Raw genomic sequence first — 18,621 nt, forward strand, 5'->3', positions numbered from 1 at the left:
AAAGTTTCTACGCGGCGGCCGAGTCCATGAGGAACAGCTGGATATCGGTGATGGTCCACAGCATGAAATTGCAGGCCATTACCCAGAAAATGGCCATCCAACTGCGCCACCGCAGATAGCGGTGCAGCTTGCGCACCATGATGATGGCGCAGCCGATCATGCCGAAGAAGGGAATGATCGGGGTGGTCAGGCTAAAGAAGGTGCGCTGCCCGTCGGTGCAGAGCCACGTGGCGGCGCCGTCCTCGCACAAGGGGCCGCCGGAGAGCCGGGTGACGAGCGCGACTGCGAAACCATAAAGCGCGGAGAGCACAAGAACGCCGATCATGTACCAGACGGCCTGGCGGGTGGAGCGGCGGTTAGCAGCGGCAATCTCTAAAGGGTCCGGCTCATCGGCCAGCTCATCAAAGCTCCGCGGTTCCGGGCGACGCAGATTGGCATAGTCCGCATCGGAGGTCAGATCGTTTTCGGGATGCTCTGGTCGCAGGCTCATGCCCCAATCCTAACCACAGGCAGGGTGGACCAAGATAGGCACCCGAATATGCGGCAGCAGCTCCGTGGCGGTAGATCCCAAGAACACGCGGGCGATGGGCCCCTGCGGGGTGGAGGACATGAGCATCAGATCGCCCTTCTTCCACTTGAGCGAATCCACCGCGCCGCCCCAGCCCGCGCCGGAACCAATTTCAGAGGTGACATCCAGCTCGGGGAATTGCTCTTGGATGCAATCGCGGGCGCGGTCCAGCATGGCGAGGGAATCCTCGAGCCACTCGGCCGTCAGCTTAAGCGCCATATCGTGCTTATCCTTGGACGGCGTATTGAGCAGACCGTTTGCCGAGAAGGCAAGCAGGCGCAGCGGCAGGTTCCAGCGGTTCGCGAGCTCAGCTGCGGCGAGCATCTCATGATCTTCGCGCGGGCTGCGTTCGGTGATGGCAAAGTTGAAGCGGGTGACGCCGTGCTTGGACAGCTTTACCTTGCGGGGCACCAAGCCCAATGGTTGAGGAGAATAATGCAGCAAGGTATCGGCCGTAGAACCAGCAAAGAAACGGCCCTTCGGCGCCGCCTGGTTGGGGCCTAAGATGATGAGGTCTGCCCCGAACTTCTTGGCCATCTCCGTCAGTAGCTGGGGGCGCGAAGGCCCGTCGACCAAGAGGGAAGGCTTGTCATCCCAGCAGCTGCGGGGTACGCCGGCTTCATCGAGGGCGGCACGGGTAGCGGCCGCGCAGGCTTCTTTTTGTGCTTTAAACCATTTCTTATATTTTCCGCCCAGCTTGCTGAGGGAGGTAGTAGTCCACGGCTGGAACACGGTAGAGATGACCCGTACCTGGATAGTGGCGGTACGGGAAAGCCACGCGGCACAATCTAGAGCCTCGGTGCCGGAGGAAGAAGGGCTCCAAGAAATGAGGATACGAAGGGGCTTATCGGCCGAGCCCTTGCTCAAGGCTGGCAGATGCCCATCGGAAGAATCAGTTGCCATACGGAGTGAACTAGTGAGAGATTACGGTTTTCGTTTTCTCAATTATCACGTTAAGCCCAAGAAAAATGAAATCACCGCGGGCAAAACTAGCGCTGTTCGTCGTTCATTGTGGGGCGATAGACATCAGCGAGCTTGGAGATGACGGTGGCAACGTCGTTCGCGGTCTCTAAATCCTTCGGCTCGAGCCACCGCATGATTTCTGCTAGGGCGGAGGCGCGCTGCTGCGAGACGATGGCTAGTTCGGATTCGCCTAGTTGCGTCAGTGCTACCAAGACGCCGCGGCGGTCCTCTTCATCGCGGTGGCGTTCCACGTAGCCGCGGCGCTCTAGCTGGTAAAGCGCGTTGGAGGCGGTGGGCATGCGGATAAGCTCTGCCTGCGCGATAGTGGAAACGCGCGACGGTCCGCGCATACGCAGCTGGTTCATGATGGACACCTGGGAGGTGGTCAGTGAAGAGCCCTCCGCCGTGCGCTGGAAAATAAGAATGAGCTTATTGAGCGACGGCTGGATGGAACGCGCGACCTCGACGGCATCCTCGTACGTAGACGGGGATTGAGCGGGGCCCTTCTCCTCATGTTGCTGCGTCATAAAAAACGATTGTATAGCCCGTTTTCCCTGCGCGGTAGTTCGGAAGTTAAAAAATTAGTTTCCGGCAATAAAGTCTTCTAACTCGGCGCGCGCCACGTCATCGGCCTTTTGTACCGGCGGGGATTTCATCAAGTAGGACGAGGCAGCCAGTACCGGGCCCGCCACCCCGCGGTCGAGGGCAATCTTGGCGGCACGCACCGCATCAATGATGATGCCGGCGGAGTTAGGCGAGTCCCAGACCTCCAGTTTGTACTCCAAGTTCAGAGGTACTTCGCCAAAGGCAGAGCCCTCCAAGCGGACATAGGCCCATTTGCGATCATCGAGCCATTCCACGTAATCGGAAGGCCCGATGTGGACGTTGCGGTCCTCCCGCTTGCCGGCGATGGGTGAGTTGTGCAGGTTAGAGGTTACGGCCTGCGTCTTGGAGATCTTTTTGGATTCGAGGCGCTCGCGCTCGAGCATATTCTTAAAATCCATATTGCCGCCCACATTGAGCTGCATGGTGCGCTCCAAGCGCACGCCGCGGTCTTCAAAGAGCTTCGCCATGACGCGGTGAGTAATGGTGGCGCCCACCTGGGACTTAATATCATCGCCCACGATGGGCAGCCCGGCGTCTTCGAACTTCTTCGCCCATACCGGATCAGAGGCAATAAAGACTGGCAAGGCATTGACAAAGGCGCAGCCGGCATCGATAGCCGCCTGAGCGTAGAATTTATCCGCTTCTTCAGAGCCCACCGGCAGATAGGAGACTACGACGTCGGCGCCGGACTGGCGGAGTATGGCGGGGACGTCGGCAAGCGGGGCTTCCGATTCCGCGATGGATTCTTGGTAGTACCGGCCGAGGCCGTCCAGGGTAGGACCGCGCTGCACGGTAACGCCCAGCTCAGGGACGTCGGTAATGGAAATGGTGCAGTTGCGGGAGCTGCGCGTAGCCTCCGCTAGGTCCTTGCCTACCTTGTCCGCATCCACGTCGAAGGCGGCAACGAATTCCACATCGCCTACGTGGTACGGGCCAAACTGGGCGTGCATCAAACCGGGAATATCTGCATCGGCCGCGGCGTTGCGATAAAACTCCACGCCTTCAATGAGGGACGTGGCGCAGTTGCCGACGCCCACGATGGCGACCTTTACTTTTTCGGACACGGTCTACTCCTTTAACTCCATGAGTTGTGGCTGTTAGTGACTGCGCAAGAGTAAGCCTAAAATTATGCCCTGCGGTGGCATAACACCATGTGGATCGATCAAGAAGAGGTAATTAGGATGATCCGGGTGAATTCCGTTGCCTATAAGCACGTGCTCTCCCATGAATGGGAGCGCGCCCACCACCTGCGCGAATTTCGCGCCGGGCAGCTCACGCGGGAGGACGTGTGCGATGCTGATTTTTTGCTGCGCGCCGCAGCTGAGCACCACGGGCGCACCATGGATAAGGAATGCCCCGTGTGCGGCGAGCCTTTGCGGCTCACGCGCTGGGTCTATGGCGAGAACCTCGGCCGCCGCGCCGGAAGCGCCCGCAGTGAGAAAGAAATAGCGGAGTTTGTAGCCGAGGGCTTGGAGTTTACGGTGCACGAGGTGGAGGTATGCCGCCAGTGCCGGTGGAACCACTTGTTGCGTTCTGCTACTGCATTTAACGCGTGTTAGTTTCCAGCGCACCGCCTTAGGCAGTAAGCTGCAATTATTTAGTTTGTGATCAGGGATGAATGAGGACACGAATCAGTGACCGAGAAGGAATCTACCGGCAAGTCCACTAAGGTGGCTCGCCCCAGCAAAAAGCAGGCGACAAAGAAGCGCCGCATCTGGCCGTGGGTCGTTTTGGCGTTCCTACTGGTCTTTGTAGCACTGCCCGCAGGACTTTTTGCCTACGCATACTCGCAATACTCCGTTCCGGAGCCGAAGGACCTAGCCAATAACCAGGTCTCCACCATCTATGCGGGTGATAATCAGACCCAGCTCGCCCGCTTGGTGCCGCCGGAAGGCAACCGCACCCACGTGAAGCTGGATGAAATCCCGGAATACGTGCAGGACTCCGTGCTGGCCGCGGAGGACCGTGACTTTTGGGATAACTCCGGCTTCTCCTTCACCGGCCTCGGCCGCGCCGTGGTTGGTAAGGTAACCGGCAATGAAGATGCTGGCGGCGGTTCCACCATTACCCAGCAGTATGTGAAAAACACGCTGGTGGGCAACGAATACTCCTACGTGCGCAAGATTCGCGAGCTCATCTACTCGGTGAAGATGACCAATGAGTGGGATAAGGAGGATATTCTCAATGCCTACCTCAACACCGTGTACTTCGGCCGCAATGCCTACGGCATCCAGGCGGCATCCAATGCCTACTTTGATAAGGACGCCAAGGACCTCACTCCGGAGGAAGGCGCCATGCTCGCCGGTCTCATTCAGTCCCCGTCCGGCCTCGACCCGCGTGTGAACCAGGAGGGCTCCGAGGACCGTTGGAACTACGTTCTTGACGGCCTGGTGGGAATGGGTGACCTCACCCAGGAACAGCGCGATGGCATGGTCTTCCCAGAGACCCGCGACCCAGCTGAGTACTCCGCCTACACCGAGGCGCCCGGCGCCAATGGCCACATCAAGGATCAGGTCATCCGCGAATTGGAAGAGGTAGGCATTACCGAAAATGAGGTGTCGACCGGCGGCCTGCGCATCACCACCACCATCGACATGAATGTGCAGAACAACACCATTCAGGCAGTCGATGACCAGATGGCTCCGCTGCAAGAGGATGCGCGTGCGGCTTCCGTGACCATTGATCCGAAGACCGGTGCGGTCCGCGGATACTTTGGCGGCCACGATTCCAATGGCTGGGACTACGCCAACTCCCCGCTGCAAACCGGTTCTACTTTCAAGATCATGACCCTTGCGGCCGCCCTGCAGCAGGGCATCAGCCTAGATACCAATTACTCGTCCGCTCCGTACCAGCTGCCCGGCTCGGATGTTGTCAACAACGACATGGGCGGCGGCTGCGGCGTATGCAACCTGCGCGAGGCTACTAAGCAATCCCTGAATACCTCCTTCCTTCGCCTGCAGGCCGACCTCAAGAACGGCACCCAGGACACCGCGGACATGGCCCACGCCCTTGGCGTGGCTAAGTCCCTGCCGGGCATTGAAAAGACGCTGACGGAAAAGGGCAAGCAGCCATTCGAAGGCATCGTATTGGGCCAGTACCAGTCCCGCCCGCTCGATATGGCCACCGCCATGTCCACCCTGGCCAACCAGGGCGTATGGCATAACCCGCACTTTGTGCAGCGCGTGGAAAACGCTGCCGGCGAAGTGCTGTACGAGCACCCCGAAGACGGCGGCGAGCGCCGCGTATCGTCCAACGTGGCTAATAACGTCATCGAAGCCATGGAGCCGGTGGCCGCATGGTCTAATGGCGCCCTAGCCGGTGGCCGTGTTTCCGCCTCCAAGACCGGTACCGCTCAGATGGGCGATACCGGCAATAACAAGGATGCCTGGATGGTCGGTGCCACCCCGCAGCTGGCTACCGCCGTGTGGGTAGGTACCGCGGATAACACCTCCGCCATCTTCGATCAGTACGGCGGCATCATGTACGGCGCCGGCGCGCCAACCAAGATTTGGAAGGCCGTGCTGGACAACTCCCTGGCCAACTCCGAATTCCAAAACTTCCCGGCTGCCTATCCGCTGGGATTCGGCAACATGGGCGCCGGAACGGCCGCTCCGGCCTATGACCCGAGCTGGGATAGCGGCGCTGGCGATACCCAGGACTACGAGGCCCCTGCCGAGCAAGCAGCTCCGGAAGAGGAGACCAAACCGGCTCAGCCGGAGAACAAGCCGGAGAGCCCGAAGCCTGCCCCGAAACCGCAACGCGGCAATGGCAATAGCGGCAATGGTGGCAATAGCGGTAATAGCAACCAGGCACCGGCCCAGCCAGAGGCGCCGTCGTTGGATGACCTCATCGGCCCCGATAGCGACTTGGCAGACCTCCTAGGGTAGGCAGCAGTGACAGCGAATCCGCACCAGCGCATTCCCGCCTCCTCAGAACCCTTGGCCCGCGGGGTAATTGAATTCCTCGGCGGGCCAAGGGGCCGTTTTGCCGGTGTACGCCGCACCCAGTGGTGGACCCCGCTGCGCGCCATTATCGCCGTCGGCTGGGTTTTCCTGGCGTGCGGATTCCTCTCGAAGGCTAATTGCGCCGGCGGCACCCGCGGTGATGACGGGGTCATTAACCTAAATTGGGCAGGCAACCGCCAGTACACCTCTTTTTGCTATAACGACATCATCCCGCTCTACGGCGGCCGCGGCCTCGATGAAGGCGGCTTCCCCTATGCCTATTCTTGGCAAGAGGGTGACCTGACCCGCTATATGGAGTACCCGGTTCTGGCGGGCCTATTCCAAGGGTTAATGGGCTGGATTGCCCGCAATACGTACTCTCTGGTTGAGTGGGTCGGCATCCCGGAGGCCGGATGGTACTTCGGCCTGACCGCCTTGGTCATGGCGTGCATCTGGGTAGGCGCGCTCTACATGGTCTACCTGCTGGTGGGCAACCGCACCTGGGACACCATCCTCGTCGCCGCCAGCCCCCTTGTCATCATCCACGCCTTCAGCAACTGGGATATCCCCTCCATTGCCTTTGCCGTAGGTGCGCTCCTGGCCGCCGCGCGCAAGCGCCCTGCCGTAGCGGGTATCCTCATCGGCCTTGGCACCTCATTTAAGCTGTGGCCGCTCTTTCTCTTGGGGGCGTTCCTAGTCTTGGCGGTGCGCAATCGTCGCTGGCCGCAATTTTTCTACGCTTTGCTCGCCGCGGCCGTGACCTGGATTGTGGTCAACGCTCCGGTGGCCCTGAAGTACCCGGAGGCATGGCGCGAATTTTTCCGCCTCAACCAAGAGCGCGGTGCGGAGTGGACCACCATCTACTCGGTGCTTAGCCGCAATACTGGAATTAGCTTTAGCCCAGAGTTCCTCAATACCTTCAGCTTGGTAGCATTTTTGGCTCTCTGTGCGGCGATTGCGGTGCTGGGACTGCGCAGCTCGCGGACCCCGCGCATGGCCGAGCTGGTTTACCTCATCCTGGCAGCCTTCTTACTATTCAACAAGGTATGGTCGCCCCAGTATTCTCTGTGGCTGGTAGTGCCCGCGGCCCTAGCCCTGCCACGTTGGCGCTTGGTCTTTAGCTGGGCGCTTGTCGACGCCCTCGTATGGCCCTTACTCATGTGGCACATGCTGGGTACAGACAATAAGGGTATTCCGCACGAGCTGCTTGACGTTGCGATTATCTCCCGCGACGCCCTCATTATCGCCATGGCTGTCCTCGTCATTCGCCAGATGTGCGGAAAGACCCCGGATATGGTGCGCGATGCGCACGCCGGCCGCGACCCCTTGGCAGGAGCATTCGCATGATCATTACCTATATCGGAATGGCATCCATCTTCTTGGGATTCCTCTGCGTGATGGGGGCCTTCTGGCTCTTCCACAATCGTGAAGATCGCCGCGGGCCCGTCGTGCTGGGGCTTTTGGCCATTCTTTTCCTCACCATCATTCCGGCGACTGCTGCTGTGTTTTTCGCCGCAACGACCACTGGTTAGATTTCTTTTCCCCGGTCATTTGCGGTACTGTAGTGGGGTTGCTTGACGCAACGTACCCTCCTGCTGCATCCGCAAAGGTGATGCAGCCGAAAACTACTAGACCATAGGAGGTGATGAGGTCCGTGCGTCACTACGAAGTCATGATCATTCTGGATCCTAATCAGGATGAGCGCACCGTAACCCCGTCCCTGGATAAGTTCCTCGAAATCGTCCGCCAGGAAGGCGGCAAGGTTGAGAACCTTGATGTATGGGGCAAGCGTCGTCTTGCATACCCCATCAACAAGAAGGAAGAGGGCATTTATGCCGTCGTCAACCTGGAGTGCGAGCACACTTCGGTTGCCGAGCTCGACCGCCGTCTGAACCTGAACGACACCATCCTGCGTACCAAGGTTCTGCGCACCGACAGCAAGTAGCGGATACTGGGATCAAGCACAATCCACGTAACCGATAAGGAGTAAAGACATGGCACAGGGAGATACCAATATCACGGTGGTAGGCAACATCGTTGCTGACCCCGAGCTGCGCTTCACCCCGGCGGGTGCGGCAGTAGCTAACTTCCGCGTCGCCTCCACCCCTCGTCGCTATAACTCGCAGACGAACCAGTGGGAAGACGGCGAAGCTATGTTCCTGACCTGCAACGTATGGCGTCAGGCAGCGGAAAACGTTGCCGAGACCATGTCCAAGGGCATGCGCGTCATCGTTACCGGCCGCTTGAAGCAGCGTTCCTTCCAGACCCGTGAGGGCGATAACCGCACCGTATTCGAGATTGACGTCGACGAAGTCGGTCCGTCTCTGCGCTACGCCACCGCTCAGGTAAACCGCAATCCGCGTGAGGGCGGCAATAACTTTGGCGGCGGCCAGCAGCGCTCGAATAACAATAATCAGGGCGGTTTTGGAGGCGGCCAGCAACAGCAGCCGCAGCAGAACCAGGCTCCTTCTGAGGATCCGTGGAACTCCGCACCACCTGCAGGTGGTTTCGGAGGCGCTGATTCTGAACCTCCGTTCTAAGTCTGTCACCCGCAACTATTCAACTAACTCAATTGAAAGGCAGGGATCATGAAGCTGATCCTCACCGCTGCCGTTGAGAACCTCGGCGCCGCTGGCGAAATTGTTGAGGTTAAGGACGGCTACGGACGTAACTACCTGCTTCCTCGCGGCCTGGCCATCGTGGCTACCCGCGGCGCAGAGAAGCAGATTGAGGGCATCAAGCGCGCCCAGGAAGCTCGCGAGATTCGCGACCTGGATCACGCACGTGAGGTCCGCAACCAGCTCGAGCAGCTGACGGATGTCAAGGTAGAGGTTAAGACCTCCGAATCCGGTAAGCTCTTCGGTTCCGTTCAAGCAGAAGACATTGTCAACGCCGTCTCCAAGGCTGGTGGCCCTAAGCTGGATAAGCGCATCGTTGTGCTTCCTAAGGGCCTGGTCAAGAAGACCGGCAACTACCAGGTCGAGCTGAAGCTGCACGCTGATGTTATCGGCAAGGTGAACTTCTCGGTCGTTGCTGCCTAACTAGGCGCACGACGGTCCAAATAAGACCCAAAGACAACAGCAACGCTTTAGGCCTCAAGTTCCTGCTATGTGAGGTGGCAGGAACTTGGGGCCTTTAGCGCGTTTTAACCGGCCTGTGGATAACTGTGGAATTCTGTGGATAACACTTTGGCGATTTAACTCTATGTTTACGCGGAGGCCTCTTTATTAACCCGCAGGTCAGGCCGCTTATCCACGAAGGGTGTGCGTATTTTCACACCGAGAAAAACATGCTCTGAGCTGGGAGTTTGATTTGTGCAGGTCATGGGCTTTTGGAGTTATCCACAGGCTTATGCAGGGCAAATATGGGCGAAGGCTACCGCGACCTGCGATTTTCACAGCACCCTGTGGATAACTGTGGAAGTTATGCCCAGGGGGTGGTGTCCGGGCACTAGACTACACTGAGATTCCGATACGCTCGGATGCTCAAATAGCCACAAGGGGGAGAAGTCATGACCAACGCCAGCTTTGATGATGAACACCTGCCGCCGGAGCCGCCGCCGGAGGAGGAACCGGCTCCGCGCCGTCGCTATCAGCAGGAAGAGCCAAAGCGCTATGGCGAATTCCGCCAACCCCCCGCAGACCGCGAAGCGGAGCAGGGTGTTCTGGGTGCCATGCTGCTCAGTCCCCATACGGTGATGGAAGTCATTGAGGAGCTGGAGCCGGAGGATTTCTACTATCCGGCGCACACGTTGATTTACCGCGCCATGCTGGATCTATACTCCGAGGGCAAGGACGTCGACGCCGTCATTTTGGCCTCCCAGCTCGACCGCTTTAATAACCTCGAGCGCGTTGGCGGCGCCCCCTATCTCCACACGCTGCTCGCCACGGTGCCCACAGCTGCGAACGCTCGCTACTACGCCGAAATCGTCGCGGAAAAGGCAGTGCTGCGCAAGCTTGTTGATGCCGGTACTCGCGTAGTACAGCTCGGATTTTCCGGCACCGAAGATGCAGAGATCGAGTCCGTGCTGGACCGTGCGCAGCAGGAAGTTTTCGCCGTCGCCCAGCGCAAGACAGCAGAAGATTACCGAGTCCTGGGGGACCTTATTGACCCCACCATTGATGAGCTCGCCGCCCTGCAGCAAGCCGGCGGCGTGGAGCTAGGCGTGCCTACTGGCTTCATCGACCTCGATAAGTTGACCAATGGCCTTCACGCGGGCCAGATGGTCATCGTTGCTGCTCGTCCTGGTGTGGGTAAGTCGACCCTGGCCATGGACTTTATGCGCTCCTGCTCCTTGCAGCACGGTAAGTCTTCTGTGATTTTCTCCCTCGAGATGTCAGCTTCTGAAATCGTCATGCGCCTGCTTTCGGCGGAGTCAGAGGTCAAGCTGGCCGATATGCGCGGTGGTCGAGTTTCCACCGAGGACTGGGCAAAGATCGATGAGACCCTCAACCGAGTGCAAGACGCCCCACTCTTCATTGATGACTCACCAAACCTCACGATGATGGAAATTCGGTCCAAGGCCCGCCGCCTCAAGCAGCAGCACGGTTTGGATCTCATTGTCTTGGACTACCTGCAGCTGATGTCTTCGGGTAAAAAGGTCGAGTCCCGCCAGCAAGAGGTCTCCGAGTTCTCCCGTCAGCTGAAGCTCTTGGCCAAGGAGCTGGAGGTTCCTCTTATCGCGATCTCGCAGCTGAACCGTGGACCCGAGGCGCGTACGGATAAAAAGCCGCAGCTTGCGGACCTTCGTGAGTCCGGCTCGCTGGAGCAGGACGCCGATATGGTCATGCTGCTCTACCGCCCCGACTCCCAGGACCGCGATAATGAGCGCGCTGGCGAGGCGGATATTATCCTAGCCAAGCACCGTGGTGGCCCGATTGATACCGTGCAGGTGGCCCACCAGCTGCACTACTCCAAGTTCGTCAATATGGCGCACGGTTAAATTACAGGTCTACCACCGCGTTGGGGTCTCCCAATCGTGGGCCAAGGATGACCAATACCAAGAAAACCGCAGCTGCGGCAAGCGCCAGCCACCGCCATACGGGGAAAAGGCGTTCGCCGCAGAGGCGGGCGAATGCCGCGCCAACGAGAGCGCCCAGGGTATTGAAGAGAAGATCATCGATATCCGTGCGCCCCAGGGCGAAAGCATATTGGCAGACCTCTAGTACGAGGCTGAGGCCAAATCCCCACGCAACTGTCTTCTTAACAGAGCGGCAGAGGCCGAATACCAGCATGCCAAAAGGGATGAAGAATGCGGTATTGCCCGCGTACTCAAATAGCGGGCCAAACCAGCTGCCGCCGGAAAATTCATCGAAAGGAACCCAGCGCAAATCCCGGGCGCGCTGATTTTCCGGTTTCCATAAGTAGCCAATCTGGTAGAAAGGCTTGAGCGTGGTCAATGCGACCATAACGGCCGTCCACGCGGCGAGGGAGAGCCTATTGAGCAAGCGCTATTCCTTTCTGCTCGGGCAGGCTAAAGGCGGCGGCAGCTGCAATGGCAAACGCTGCGGCGAATACGACGAATAGCCAGGCAGTCCCACCCGCAGCAAGCAGTGGTGGAACGATGAGTGGCGCCACAATAGAGGCTAGCCTACCGAAGCCTGCCGCCGCTCCGGTACCACGTCCTCGCAATGAAGTGGGATATAGCTCTGGGCCGATGGCATAGAGGGCTCCCCAAGCGCCGAGGTTGAAGAAGGAGAGCAGACAACCAGCCAGGATGATCAACGCTTCCGTAGCTGCTGCTCCATATAAGCCGGCCGCTGCTGCGGAGCCAAGCAGGAATACCGCGAGGGTTACCCGCCTGCCCCAGAGCTCGATAAGCCAAGCTGCCACCGCGTAGCCAGGCAGCTGGGCAAGGGTGATGATGAGGGTAAAACTAAAGGACTTCACTAGGGAGAACCCGTCGGCTACTAGCAGAGAGGGAATCCAGATGAAGGCACCATAGTAGGAGAGGTTTACACAGAACCAAATGGTCCACAACGCTGCGGTCCGCCTTCGTAGCTGCGGACTCCAAATAGATGCTGCGGGGGAAGGCGTGGGGTCTGGGAGGGCATCGTCCAGCGGCCGATCTTCCGCCGCGGTTTCGAAGCTGGCAACGATAGCTTCGGCCTCATCATGGCGGCCCTTGGATTCAAGAAAGCGCACAGATTCTGGTAGACCGCGGCGAACATAGATTGAATACGCGGCTGGCAGCATGCCAAGGGCCAGGGCCCAGCGCCATCCGGATTCACTCGTGCTCACTACGAAAGTACCGATGATGGCCGCAAGGATCCATCCCAATGCCCAGAATGCCTCGAGAATGACTACCATCCTTCCGCGGACCCGTCGAGGCGCAAATTCGGATATGAGCGTGGAGGCAACTGGTAGCTCGGCTCCGAGGCCCAGCCCGACGATGAATCGGAAGAAGATGAGAACTGTAAGTCCCCCAGCTAGCGCGGAAGCCCCTGTTGCCAAACCGTAGATAAGCAAGGTGAGAGAAAAGACATTGCGGCGGCCGAATTTATCTGCCAGCAATCCGCCAAAGGTTGCACCGAGCGCCATGCCAAGGAAGCCTGCAGAGGCTAACCAAGAAGTCTGGCTAGGATTTAGCTCCCAGTGAACGGCAAGGGCGGCCATGATGAAGGAGATTAGCCCTACATCCATGGCATCAAGCGCCCATCCAAGGCCGGAACCTAGGAGTAGGCGCTTGTGCTTCGAGGTGACGGGAAGGCGATCGAGACGTTCGGTGCGGCTGAGCATGCGATAATACTATCGCTGAACAGAAAAACTTTTCAGGCGTAGTGAGTTGGTAACTACAAAAACCGAGCTCAGTGCCATGGCAAGGCCGGCAAGTAATGGGTTAAGCAGGCCAAGCGCGGCAACAGGAATGAGTATGACGTTATAGGCAAAGGCCCAGAAGAGGTTGCCCTTAATAATTGCCAGCGTGCGGCGCGAGAGCCGAATAGCATCAGCGGCGCAGCGTAGATCGCCGTTCATCAGGGTGATATCGGAGGCTTCGATGGCTACATCGGTACCCGCGCCCATGGCGAGGCCGAGGTCGGCTTGGGCCAGTGCGGCGGCGTCGTTAATGCCATCGCCCACCATTGCCACGGTGTGCCCGGCGGACTGCAACTCCTTGATGTGGTTTACCTTGTCTTCCGGTAGTACCTCGGCGCTGACGTGTTCGATCCCCACCTCGGCAGCCACGGCGCGGGCGGCCCCGGCGTTGTCGCCGGTCAGCAGGTAAGGGGTAAGCCCCAGCTCCTTCATTTGGGCCACAGCGGCCGCCGAGCTCGGCTTGATAGTATCGCGGACCTCAATGATTCCGGCGGGTTGGCCGTCCACGGAGACAACCACCGGCGTGGCACCAGAATCTTGTGCCTCGCGGAACGGTGCTTCTAAGTCACCCAAGGGGCCTTGCGGCTTGCCGACGCCCACCCGGACCCCCTCCACAGTTCCTTCCACGCCACCCGGAACTACTGCGAAGTCGGTAGCCGGCCTAACGTCGCGCTCTTTGGCTATGGCGCGAGCGATGGGATGCTCGGAGTTCTGTTCCACGGCTGCGGCTAAGTCGAGGACGTCGCCGTGTACGGCGGTAACGGACATCTCTCCGGCCGTGACCGTGCCGGTCTTATCCATGACGATGGTATCGATTTGCCGCGTAGATTCCAGGATCTCCGGGCCTTTAATGACAAGCCCCAGCTGCGCGCCGCGGCCGGTGCCGACGAGGATTGCGGTGGGCGTCGCCAAGCCCATGGCGCAAGGGCAGGCCACAATGAGGACCGCGACCGCGGCAATAAACGCTGGGGCCACCCCGCCGAAGAAGAGATGGGCAAGGAGTGTCAGTGCTGCTACGGCGAAGACCGCGGGGACGAAGACTTGCGCAATGCGGTCCACGAGGCGCTGTACTGGTGCCTTGGACGTTTGTGCATCCGTGACCAGCTGGGCCATTTGGGCCAGTACCGTATCCTCGCCCACCTTGGTCGCTCGAACTTCAAGCTTGCCGGAGGCATTAATGGTCGCGCCGGTCACTGCATCGCCGGAGCCGACCTCAACGGGCACGGGCTCGCCGGTAATCATGGAGGCGTCGACCGCCGAATTGCCGGCAACAACGATGCCATCGGTGGCAATCTTTTCGCCCGGGCGTACTACGAAGACATCGCCTACCTGCAACTGGGCAATTGGAATGCGCTGCTCGCCTCCCTCGCGCAGCACCGAAGCTTCCTTAGCTCCTAGGGAGAGTAGCTCCCGCAGGGCCTCAGAGGACTGGCCCTTGGCTCGTGCCTCGAACCACCGACCGAGCAGGAGGAAGGTAATGACCATGCCCACGGACTCGAAATAGATGTGATCCATCTGCGCCGCGTTCGCGTCCAGCGTCATGTGCATTTTCATGCCCGGTTCGCCCGCGTTGCCGAAAAATAGCGCCCACAACGACCAAAAATAGGCCGCTGAGGTTCCCATGGTGATAAGCGTGTCCATGGTAAAAGACCCGTGCTTGAGGTTCGTCCACGTAGCAGTGTGGAAAGGCGCGCCGCCGAAGACGAAAACGATGGTGGCTACGATGGCACAGGCCCATTGCCAATTCTGAAATTGCAACGCCGGCCACATCGATACCACCATGAGCGGTAGCGATAGTGCGCCGGAGATAACGGTGCGGCGCAGCAATCCCCCGTCACTGTTCTTCTCGGCTTGTGGCTCCTCCGCCTTCGCCGCCGCCATATCGAAGGCGCCGTAACCCGCACCCTCTACCACCGAAATGAGCTCCTGTGGACTTACCGTCTGGGAGTCGTACTCGATGGCCGCCGCCTCGGTAGCGAAATTGACGCTGGCGCTTACTCCCTCGAGCTTGTTTAGCTTGCGCTCGACGCGGGAGGAGCAGGAGGTGCACGTCATGCCCGTGACGCCAAGGTCCAGGTGGGACATAGTCTCGCCTACTTCAGTGTGTAGCCGGCTTCCGCTACGGCGGCCGCTACTTGCTCGTCGGTGAAATCGGTTCCGGTAACCGTAACGGCGCCGGTGGTGTGGTCAGCAGTGACTTCACTGACGCCGGAAATCTCGCCGACTTCTTCCTTTACTGACATTTCGCAATGTCCGCAGGTCATGCCCTCTACGGTGTAGTTCTTGGTGCTCATAATGATCCTTTCTTAGAGTTGGTTTCTGGGCTCATTTTATACCCCATAGGGGTATATGACAAGGATTTTTCATGTACGTTGGGGAATAAAGCAATCCGCAAAGGAGTTAGAACGATCATGGCTACTATCGATGTCACCGAAGAAAACTTTGAAGAAACCGTCACCGGCGAGGGCATTACGCTCGTAGACGCGTGGGCCGATTGGTGCGGCCCTTGCAAGCGCTTTGCGCCGGTTTTTGAAAAGGCCTCCGAAGAGCACACGGATGCCACCTTTGCCAAGCTCGACACCGAAGCAAATCAGGGCTTGGCATCCGCGTTGGAGATTCAGTCCATTCCTACGTTGATGATCTTCCGCGATGGCATCCTTGTCTTCCGTGAAGCTGGAGCTCTGCCTCCCGCGGCCTTGGAAGACCTGCTGAAGCAGGTGAAGGACCTCGACATGGAAGAGGTTCGCCGCCAGGTAGAAGAGCAGAATGCGCAGGGTTAATCCCACCAACTTCCTCGGCGCTTTCTGGTGAGTATCGCTAAACTCGCTAGAAAGCGTCTTTTTTATGACCAAAGGAGAAGATAATGGCTAATCCCTTCAGCAAGGGCTGGAAGTACATGATGAGTTCCTTCGATCAGAAGATTGATGAGAACGCTGACCCAAAGGTGCAGATCCAGCAGGCCGTTCAGGCCGCGAAGGAGCAGCACCAGCAGATTTCTGATCACGCCGCAGAAATCATCGGTCATAAGTCCCAGCTGGAGATGCAGATGAACCGCCTGGTCAAGTCCCAGCAGGATTACCAGTCTCAAACTCAGCGTGCGCTTGAGCTGGCGGACTCTGCGGAGGACCCGCAAAAGGCTTCCGAGTACAACCAGGCTGCGGAAGTGGTTGCCTCCCAGCTGGTAGCAGTGGAGCAGGAGCTGGAAGACGTTAAGCAGCAGTACGCCGCCGCGGAGCAGGCTGCCGCGCAGGCCAAGAGCCAGCAGCAGCAGTCTGAAGCGCGCTTGAAGGAACAACTAGCGCAAGTTAGCCAGCTCGAGGCTCAGGCGGACCAGGCGGCTATGCAAGAAAAGAACGCCCAGGCTATTGATTCCATGAATCAGCTCAACCCGGACGATTCCGTACCTACTCTTGATTCCGTGCGTGCCAAGATTGAAAAGCGCTACGCCGATGCCCTTGGCGCCCAAGAATTGCAGCACGCCACCGGCGGCGATCGCATTAATGAGATCCAAGCCGCCGGCAATGACATGAAGGCGACTGCGCGCCTCGATGCCATCCGGGCGGATCTTAAAAAGAAGAAAGAGCTCGAATCCGGCGATTAATTCTGCCGGCGAACGTTAATCAGAACCCCACGAATACCTGAGTGGAATCCATCGCGCAGGTTCACGCGCTGGGTTTCGGTCAGCGTGTATTCGTGTAGGGTTTCGCAGGCAAACTGCAACAGCGGGCGGTCTATCTCCGGGGGAAGCCCGCCGCCAGAAAGCAGATGTGCCTGATCGCGCTGCTCGGTGCTAGCAGCGTTATCGAACCACCACGAGGCGTATTGCTGGCCCACGTCGAATGGGGATTGGAACCCAGCAGAGCTCCATACTTCCTCCGGCAGCGGCACATACTTGGAGCGCAGCTTGCGGCGCGGTGCCATCATGGATGGCTTGGGCGCCGGCTTCTCCGCGGGAGATTCCTCCTCGGCGGGGGAATCCTCTGCAGCATCCACCTTGGGCGGAGCCGGCTTGGGCGTCGGGGCCGGGGTGGGTTTTTCTGTGGCGCCGAAGGCTGCCTCCACCTCTGAGGGCTCGCCGCATTCATCCGGTTCGGGCATTTCCTCGCCATCTTTATGCGCATTTTCGCGCACCACTGGAGGAAGCGGGCCTTCTAGGACCTGCAATTCCATAGCGTCTGCGAAGTCCTCGCGAGGGTCCAAGATGGTGGTGGAATCGCAGGCATGGCGCAGTGCGGAGGACATGGAGTCCCAGCCAAACCCATAAAGATGGACACGGATGCCGTTATCCACGGCCGCTTGAGCGCCGGGAATCATGTCCGCATCGCCACTGACGAGCACAAAGTCAGTGAATTGGCCCTTCATGGCGGCGATGACCATGTCTGCCACGAGGCGGGTATCTACGGCCTTTTGGGTGCGGCGCTCGCCCCATTCGATGAGCTGACCGGTGCGCAGCTGGACCCCTTCGCAGGTGCGTAGTGCACGCTGGTAGCGGTGCGGGCCGGTGTCGGGAATGCCGTCATACCAGTATTGGCGCTGGATGGGGGTCCCAAGTTGGTTCTCGATCATCCCGCCCATAGTGCTGACTACCTCGGGCAGATCAATCTCTAGTTGTGCGCGGGCACCCGTTTCCCACGAGTTATAAAAGCTAGCGAGCAAGTATGAGGTATCGACAAAGACGAGTGTGCGTTCAAGCATGGCTCCTAAGTTCCGTTCTAATTGTTCTAAATAAAAATCTTTGTGGTTTCCAGTGTGCCCCATTAGTCACAAAACGTCGATAACCTTGGACAAAATCCCAGCGCAGTGGCAGCAAAAAAGTTTTCTCTTTGGAAGTATTGCAGGGGTGGGGTGTTGCCGATATGGTTGGTTACACAAGTAACTAACCAACGAACCGAGGGGCAATGGATAATTCCACGCAACCACTCTTCCGCCAAATTGCTTCCTTGGTGGAGGACGCCATCGTGGACGGAACCTTGGGCGAGGGGGATAGGGCCCCTTCCACTAATGAGCTTGCTGATTTTCACAACATCAACCCGGCCACGGCCCGCAAGGGCATCAGCCTCCTGGTGGATATCGGGGTGCTGGATAAGCGCCGCGGCATTGGCATGTTTGTGGCGGAAGGGGCCCTGAACACGATCCGCGAGCGCCGCCGCGCTGATTTCGCGGCGGAGTATATGGCACCGCTTGTCGACGAAGCCGTTCGTCTAGGTTACGACCGCGCCCAGCTCCATGACCTATTTGATCGCGTTGCAGAAAGCCGAGGAATGTACTCATGATTAAGACACGAGATTTCACCTTTGCCGATGGCATGACGCACGGCTTAGTTGGCCCCAACGGCATCGGCAAAACCACGCTCCTGCGCAAAATTGCTGGCCAAATCCAATCTGGCGGTATCACCGTCTTCGGCGAAGAGCCCTTTGACAAGCAGTCGGTTCTCAACCGAGTCATTTTGATGGGGATTGATAACCCGCTGCCGGATTCCTGGGGCATCGGAAAGCTGGGTGTTATTGGTAAGGCGCGCTGGCCGCGCTGGGATGAAAAGCGGTTCAATGAGCTGCTGGTTCGCTTCGACGTACCGGCCAAGGCCTATTCTTCCCTGTCCCGCGGGCAAAAGTCTGCGGTCGGCTTCATCTTCGCCGTTGCTTCTGGCTGCGAAGTCATGCTCCTTGACGAACCCTATCTCGGCCTCGACACACAGTGACGCGAGCTGTTCTATCAGGTCCTTCG

General features: G+C 58.8%; 21 protein-coding genes. 12 read left to right on the plus strand and 9 right to left on the minus strand.

Going from position 1 to position 18,621, the window contains the following annotated elements; translation table 11 throughout:
* Positions 1–7: 7 nt before the first annotated feature.
* The 4 genes from LG376_RS04290 to LG376_RS04305 form a co-directional block, all read right to left on the minus strand.
* Entirely contained in the window at positions 8–490 is a 483-nt protein-coding gene (locus LG376_RS04290) for a hypothetical protein (RefSeq protein ID WP_225746261.1), read from the minus strand.
* A 9-nt stretch (positions 491–499) separates the two neighbouring features.
* The gene (locus LG376_RS04295) at positions 500–1,471 is read right to left on the minus strand and encodes a universal stress protein (protein WP_225746262.1); all 972 of its coding nucleotides are present in this window, start codon (positions 1,469–1,471) and stop codon (positions 500–502) included.
* 86 nt (positions 1,472–1,557) lie between these two features.
* On the minus strand, positions 1,558–2,058 hold the full coding sequence (locus LG376_RS04300; RefSeq protein WP_049377051.1) for a MarR family winged helix-turn-helix transcriptional regulator: 501 nt from the start codon (positions 2,056–2,058) through the stop codon (positions 1,558–1,560).
* A 54-nt stretch (positions 2,059–2,112) separates the two neighbouring features.
* Positions 2,113–3,201, minus strand: a complete 1,089-nt coding sequence (locus LG376_RS04305) for an inositol-3-phosphate synthase (RefSeq protein WP_005326986.1) — start codon at positions 3,199–3,201, stop codon at positions 2,113–2,115.
* Positions 3,202–3,318: 117 nt separating this feature from the next.
* On the opposite strand from LG376_RS04305, the gene LG376_RS04310 reads away from it, so the two are divergent.
* The 8 genes from LG376_RS04310 to dnaB all read left to right on the plus strand — a co-directional run bounded on the left by LG376_RS04310 (position 3,319) and on the right by dnaB (position 11,023).
* Positions 3,319–3,696, plus strand: coding sequence for a DUF5318 family protein (locus LG376_RS04310; RefSeq protein WP_034667960.1), 378 nt, complete (start codon positions 3,319–3,321; stop codon positions 3,694–3,696).
* A gap of 75 nt (positions 3,697–3,771) precedes the next feature.
* Entirely contained in the window at positions 3,772–6,024 is a 2,253-nt protein-coding gene (locus LG376_RS04315; protein WP_225746263.1) for a transglycosylase domain-containing protein, read from the plus strand.
* 6 nt (positions 6,025–6,030) lie between these two features.
* Positions 6,031–7,428 carry a glycosyltransferase family 87 protein gene (locus tag LG376_RS04320; RefSeq protein ID WP_225746264.1) on the plus strand — a complete coding sequence of 466 codons (1,398 nt, stop codon included), beginning with the start codon at positions 6,031–6,033 and terminating at the stop codon, positions 7,426–7,428.
* Complete coding sequence (locus LG376_RS04325) at positions 7,425–7,613, plus strand: hypothetical protein (protein ID WP_049377054.1); 189 nt, start codon at positions 7,425–7,427, stop codon at positions 7,611–7,613. Before LG376_RS04320 ends, LG376_RS04325 begins: the two co-directional genes overlap by 4 nt.
* A gap of 122 nt (positions 7,614–7,735) precedes the next feature.
* Positions 7,736–8,026, plus strand: a complete 291-nt coding sequence (gene rpsF / locus LG376_RS04330) for a 30S ribosomal protein S6 (RefSeq protein ID WP_005326996.1) — start codon at positions 7,736–7,738, stop codon at positions 8,024–8,026.
* A gap of 49 nt (positions 8,027–8,075) precedes the next feature.
* On the plus strand, positions 8,076–8,621 hold the full coding sequence (locus LG376_RS04335; protein WP_005325943.1) for a single-stranded DNA-binding protein: 546 nt from the start codon (positions 8,076–8,078) through the stop codon (positions 8,619–8,621).
* 48 nt (positions 8,622–8,669) lie between these two features.
* Entirely contained in the window at positions 8,670–9,122 is a 453-nt protein-coding gene (gene rplI / locus LG376_RS04340) for a 50S ribosomal protein L9 (RefSeq protein ID WP_005325949.1), read from the plus strand.
* A 470-nt stretch (positions 9,123–9,592) separates the two neighbouring features.
* A complete protein-coding gene (dnaB, locus tag LG376_RS04345) occupies positions 9,593–11,023 on the plus strand; it encodes a replicative DNA helicase (RefSeq protein WP_005325950.1) in 1,431 nt (476 codons plus the stop codon).
* 1 nt (position 11,024) lies between these two features.
* On the opposite strand, the gene LG376_RS04350 is transcribed toward dnaB, so the two are convergent.
* From LG376_RS04350 to LG376_RS04365, 4 genes are read right to left on the minus strand one after another with little or no spacing between them, the layout of a single operon-like run.
* Positions 11,025–11,489: a VanZ family protein gene (locus LG376_RS04350; protein WP_225747359.1), complete on the minus strand. Its 465-nt coding sequence runs from the start codon at positions 11,487–11,489 to the stop codon at positions 11,025–11,027.
* Positions 11,490–11,517: 28 nt separating this feature from the next.
* Complete coding sequence (locus LG376_RS04355) at positions 11,518–12,819, minus strand: MFS transporter (RefSeq protein WP_225746265.1); 1,302 nt, start codon at positions 12,817–12,819, stop codon at positions 11,518–11,520.
* Between the two features lie 9 nt (positions 12,820–12,828).
* Positions 12,829–14,982, minus strand: a complete 2,154-nt coding sequence (locus LG376_RS04360) for a cation-translocating P-type ATPase (protein WP_225746266.1) — start codon at positions 14,980–14,982, stop codon at positions 12,829–12,831.
* Positions 14,983–14,990: 8 nt separating this feature from the next.
* Entirely contained in the window at positions 14,991–15,191 is a 201-nt protein-coding gene (locus LG376_RS04365; RefSeq protein ID WP_005325954.1) for a heavy-metal-associated domain-containing protein, read from the minus strand.
* On the opposite strand from LG376_RS04365, the gene trxA reads away from it, so the two are divergent.
* Both trxA and LG376_RS04375 read left to right on the plus strand, forming a co-directional pair.
* Positions 15,147–15,677 (plus strand): thioredoxin, encoded by a 531-nt coding sequence (trxA, locus tag LG376_RS04370; protein ID WP_353743550.1) that lies wholly within the window; start codon positions 15,147–15,149, stop codon positions 15,675–15,677. The two genes, LG376_RS04365 and trxA, sit on opposite strands and share 45 nt — an antisense overlap.
* Before the next feature lie 83 nt (positions 15,678–15,760).
* Entirely contained in the window at positions 15,761–16,498 is a 738-nt protein-coding gene (locus LG376_RS04375) for a PspA/IM30 family protein (protein ID WP_005325958.1), read from the plus strand.
* Here the strand turns inward: LG376_RS04375 and LG376_RS04380 are convergent.
* Positions 16,495–17,592, minus strand: coding sequence for an NYN domain-containing protein (locus tag LG376_RS04380; RefSeq protein ID WP_225746267.1), 1,098 nt, complete (start codon positions 17,590–17,592; stop codon positions 16,495–16,497). The genes LG376_RS04375 and LG376_RS04380 overlap by 4 nt on opposite strands.
* A gap of 203 nt (positions 17,593–17,795) precedes the next feature.
* Between LG376_RS04380 and LG376_RS04385 the strand changes: the two genes are divergently transcribed.
* Both LG376_RS04385 and LG376_RS04390 read left to right on the plus strand, forming a co-directional pair.
* The gene (locus LG376_RS04385; protein WP_225746268.1) at positions 17,796–18,170 is read left to right on the plus strand and encodes a GntR family transcriptional regulator; all 375 of its coding nucleotides are present in this window, start codon (positions 17,796–17,798) and stop codon (positions 18,168–18,170) included.
* Entirely contained in the window at positions 18,167–18,595 is a 429-nt protein-coding gene (locus LG376_RS04390) for an ATP-binding cassette domain-containing protein (RefSeq protein ID WP_225746269.1), read from the plus strand. The genes LG376_RS04385 and LG376_RS04390 overlap by 4 nt, the downstream gene beginning before the upstream one ends.
* The last annotated feature ends 26 nt before the right edge of the window (positions 18,596–18,621 follow it).

This window comes from Corynebacterium sp. Marseille-P4611 (assembly GCF_916618765.1).
Classification (GTDB): Bacteria; Actinomycetota; Actinomycetes; order Mycobacteriales; family Mycobacteriaceae; genus Corynebacterium; species Corynebacterium marquesiae.

Coding starts and splice junctions, on each gene's coding strand:
- LG376_RS04290 (WP_225746261.1), bottom strand. CDS start 490: ATGAGCCTGCGACCAGAGCATCCCGAAAACGATCTGACCTCCGATGCG.
- LG376_RS04295 (WP_225746262.1), bottom strand. CDS start 1,471: ATGGCAACTGATTCTTCCGATGGGCATCTGCCAGCCTTGAGCAAGGGC.
- LG376_RS04300 (WP_049377051.1), bottom strand. CDS start 2,058: ATGACGCAGCAACATGAGGAGAAGGGCCCCGCTCAATCCCCGTCTACG.
- LG376_RS04310 (WP_034667960.1), top strand. CDS start 3,319: ATGATCCGGGTGAATTCCGTTGCCTATAAGCACGTGCTCTCCCATGAA.
- LG376_RS04325 (WP_049377054.1), top strand. CDS start 7,425: ATGATCATTACCTATATCGGAATGGCATCCATCTTCTTGGGATTCCTC.
- LG376_RS04335 (WP_005325943.1), top strand. CDS start 8,076: ATGGCACAGGGAGATACCAATATCACGGTGGTAGGCAACATCGTTGCT.
- rplI (WP_005325949.1), top strand. CDS start 8,670: ATGAAGCTGATCCTCACCGCTGCCGTTGAGAACCTCGGCGCCGCTGGC.
- dnaB (WP_005325950.1), top strand. CDS start 9,593: ATGACCAACGCCAGCTTTGATGATGAACACCTGCCGCCGGAGCCGCCG.
- LG376_RS04350 (WP_225747359.1), bottom strand. CDS start 11,489: ATGGTCGCATTGACCACGCTCAAGCCTTTCTACCAGATTGGCTACTTA.
- LG376_RS04355 (WP_225746265.1), bottom strand. CDS start 12,819: ATGCTCAGCCGCACCGAACGTCTCGATCGCCTTCCCGTCACCTCGAAG.
- LG376_RS04360 (WP_225746266.1), bottom strand. CDS start 14,982: ATGTCCCACCTGGACCTTGGCGTCACGGGCATGACGTGCACCTCCTGC.
- trxA (WP_353743550.1), top strand. CDS start 15,147: ATGTCCGCAGGTCATGCCCTCTACGGTGTAGTTCTTGGTGCTCATAAT.
- LG376_RS04365 (WP_005325954.1), bottom strand. CDS start 15,191: ATGAGCACCAAGAACTACACCGTAGAGGGCATGACCTGCGGACATTGC.
- LG376_RS04375 (WP_005325958.1), top strand. CDS start 15,761: ATGGCTAATCCCTTCAGCAAGGGCTGGAAGTACATGATGAGTTCCTTC.
- LG376_RS04380 (WP_225746267.1), bottom strand. CDS start 17,592: ATGCTTGAACGCACACTCGTCTTTGTCGATACCTCATACTTGCTCGCT.
- LG376_RS04385 (WP_225746268.1), top strand. CDS start 17,796: ATGGATAATTCCACGCAACCACTCTTCCGCCAAATTGCTTCCTTGGTG.
- LG376_RS04390 (WP_225746269.1), top strand. CDS start 18,167: ATGATTAAGACACGAGATTTCACCTTTGCCGATGGCATGACGCACGGC.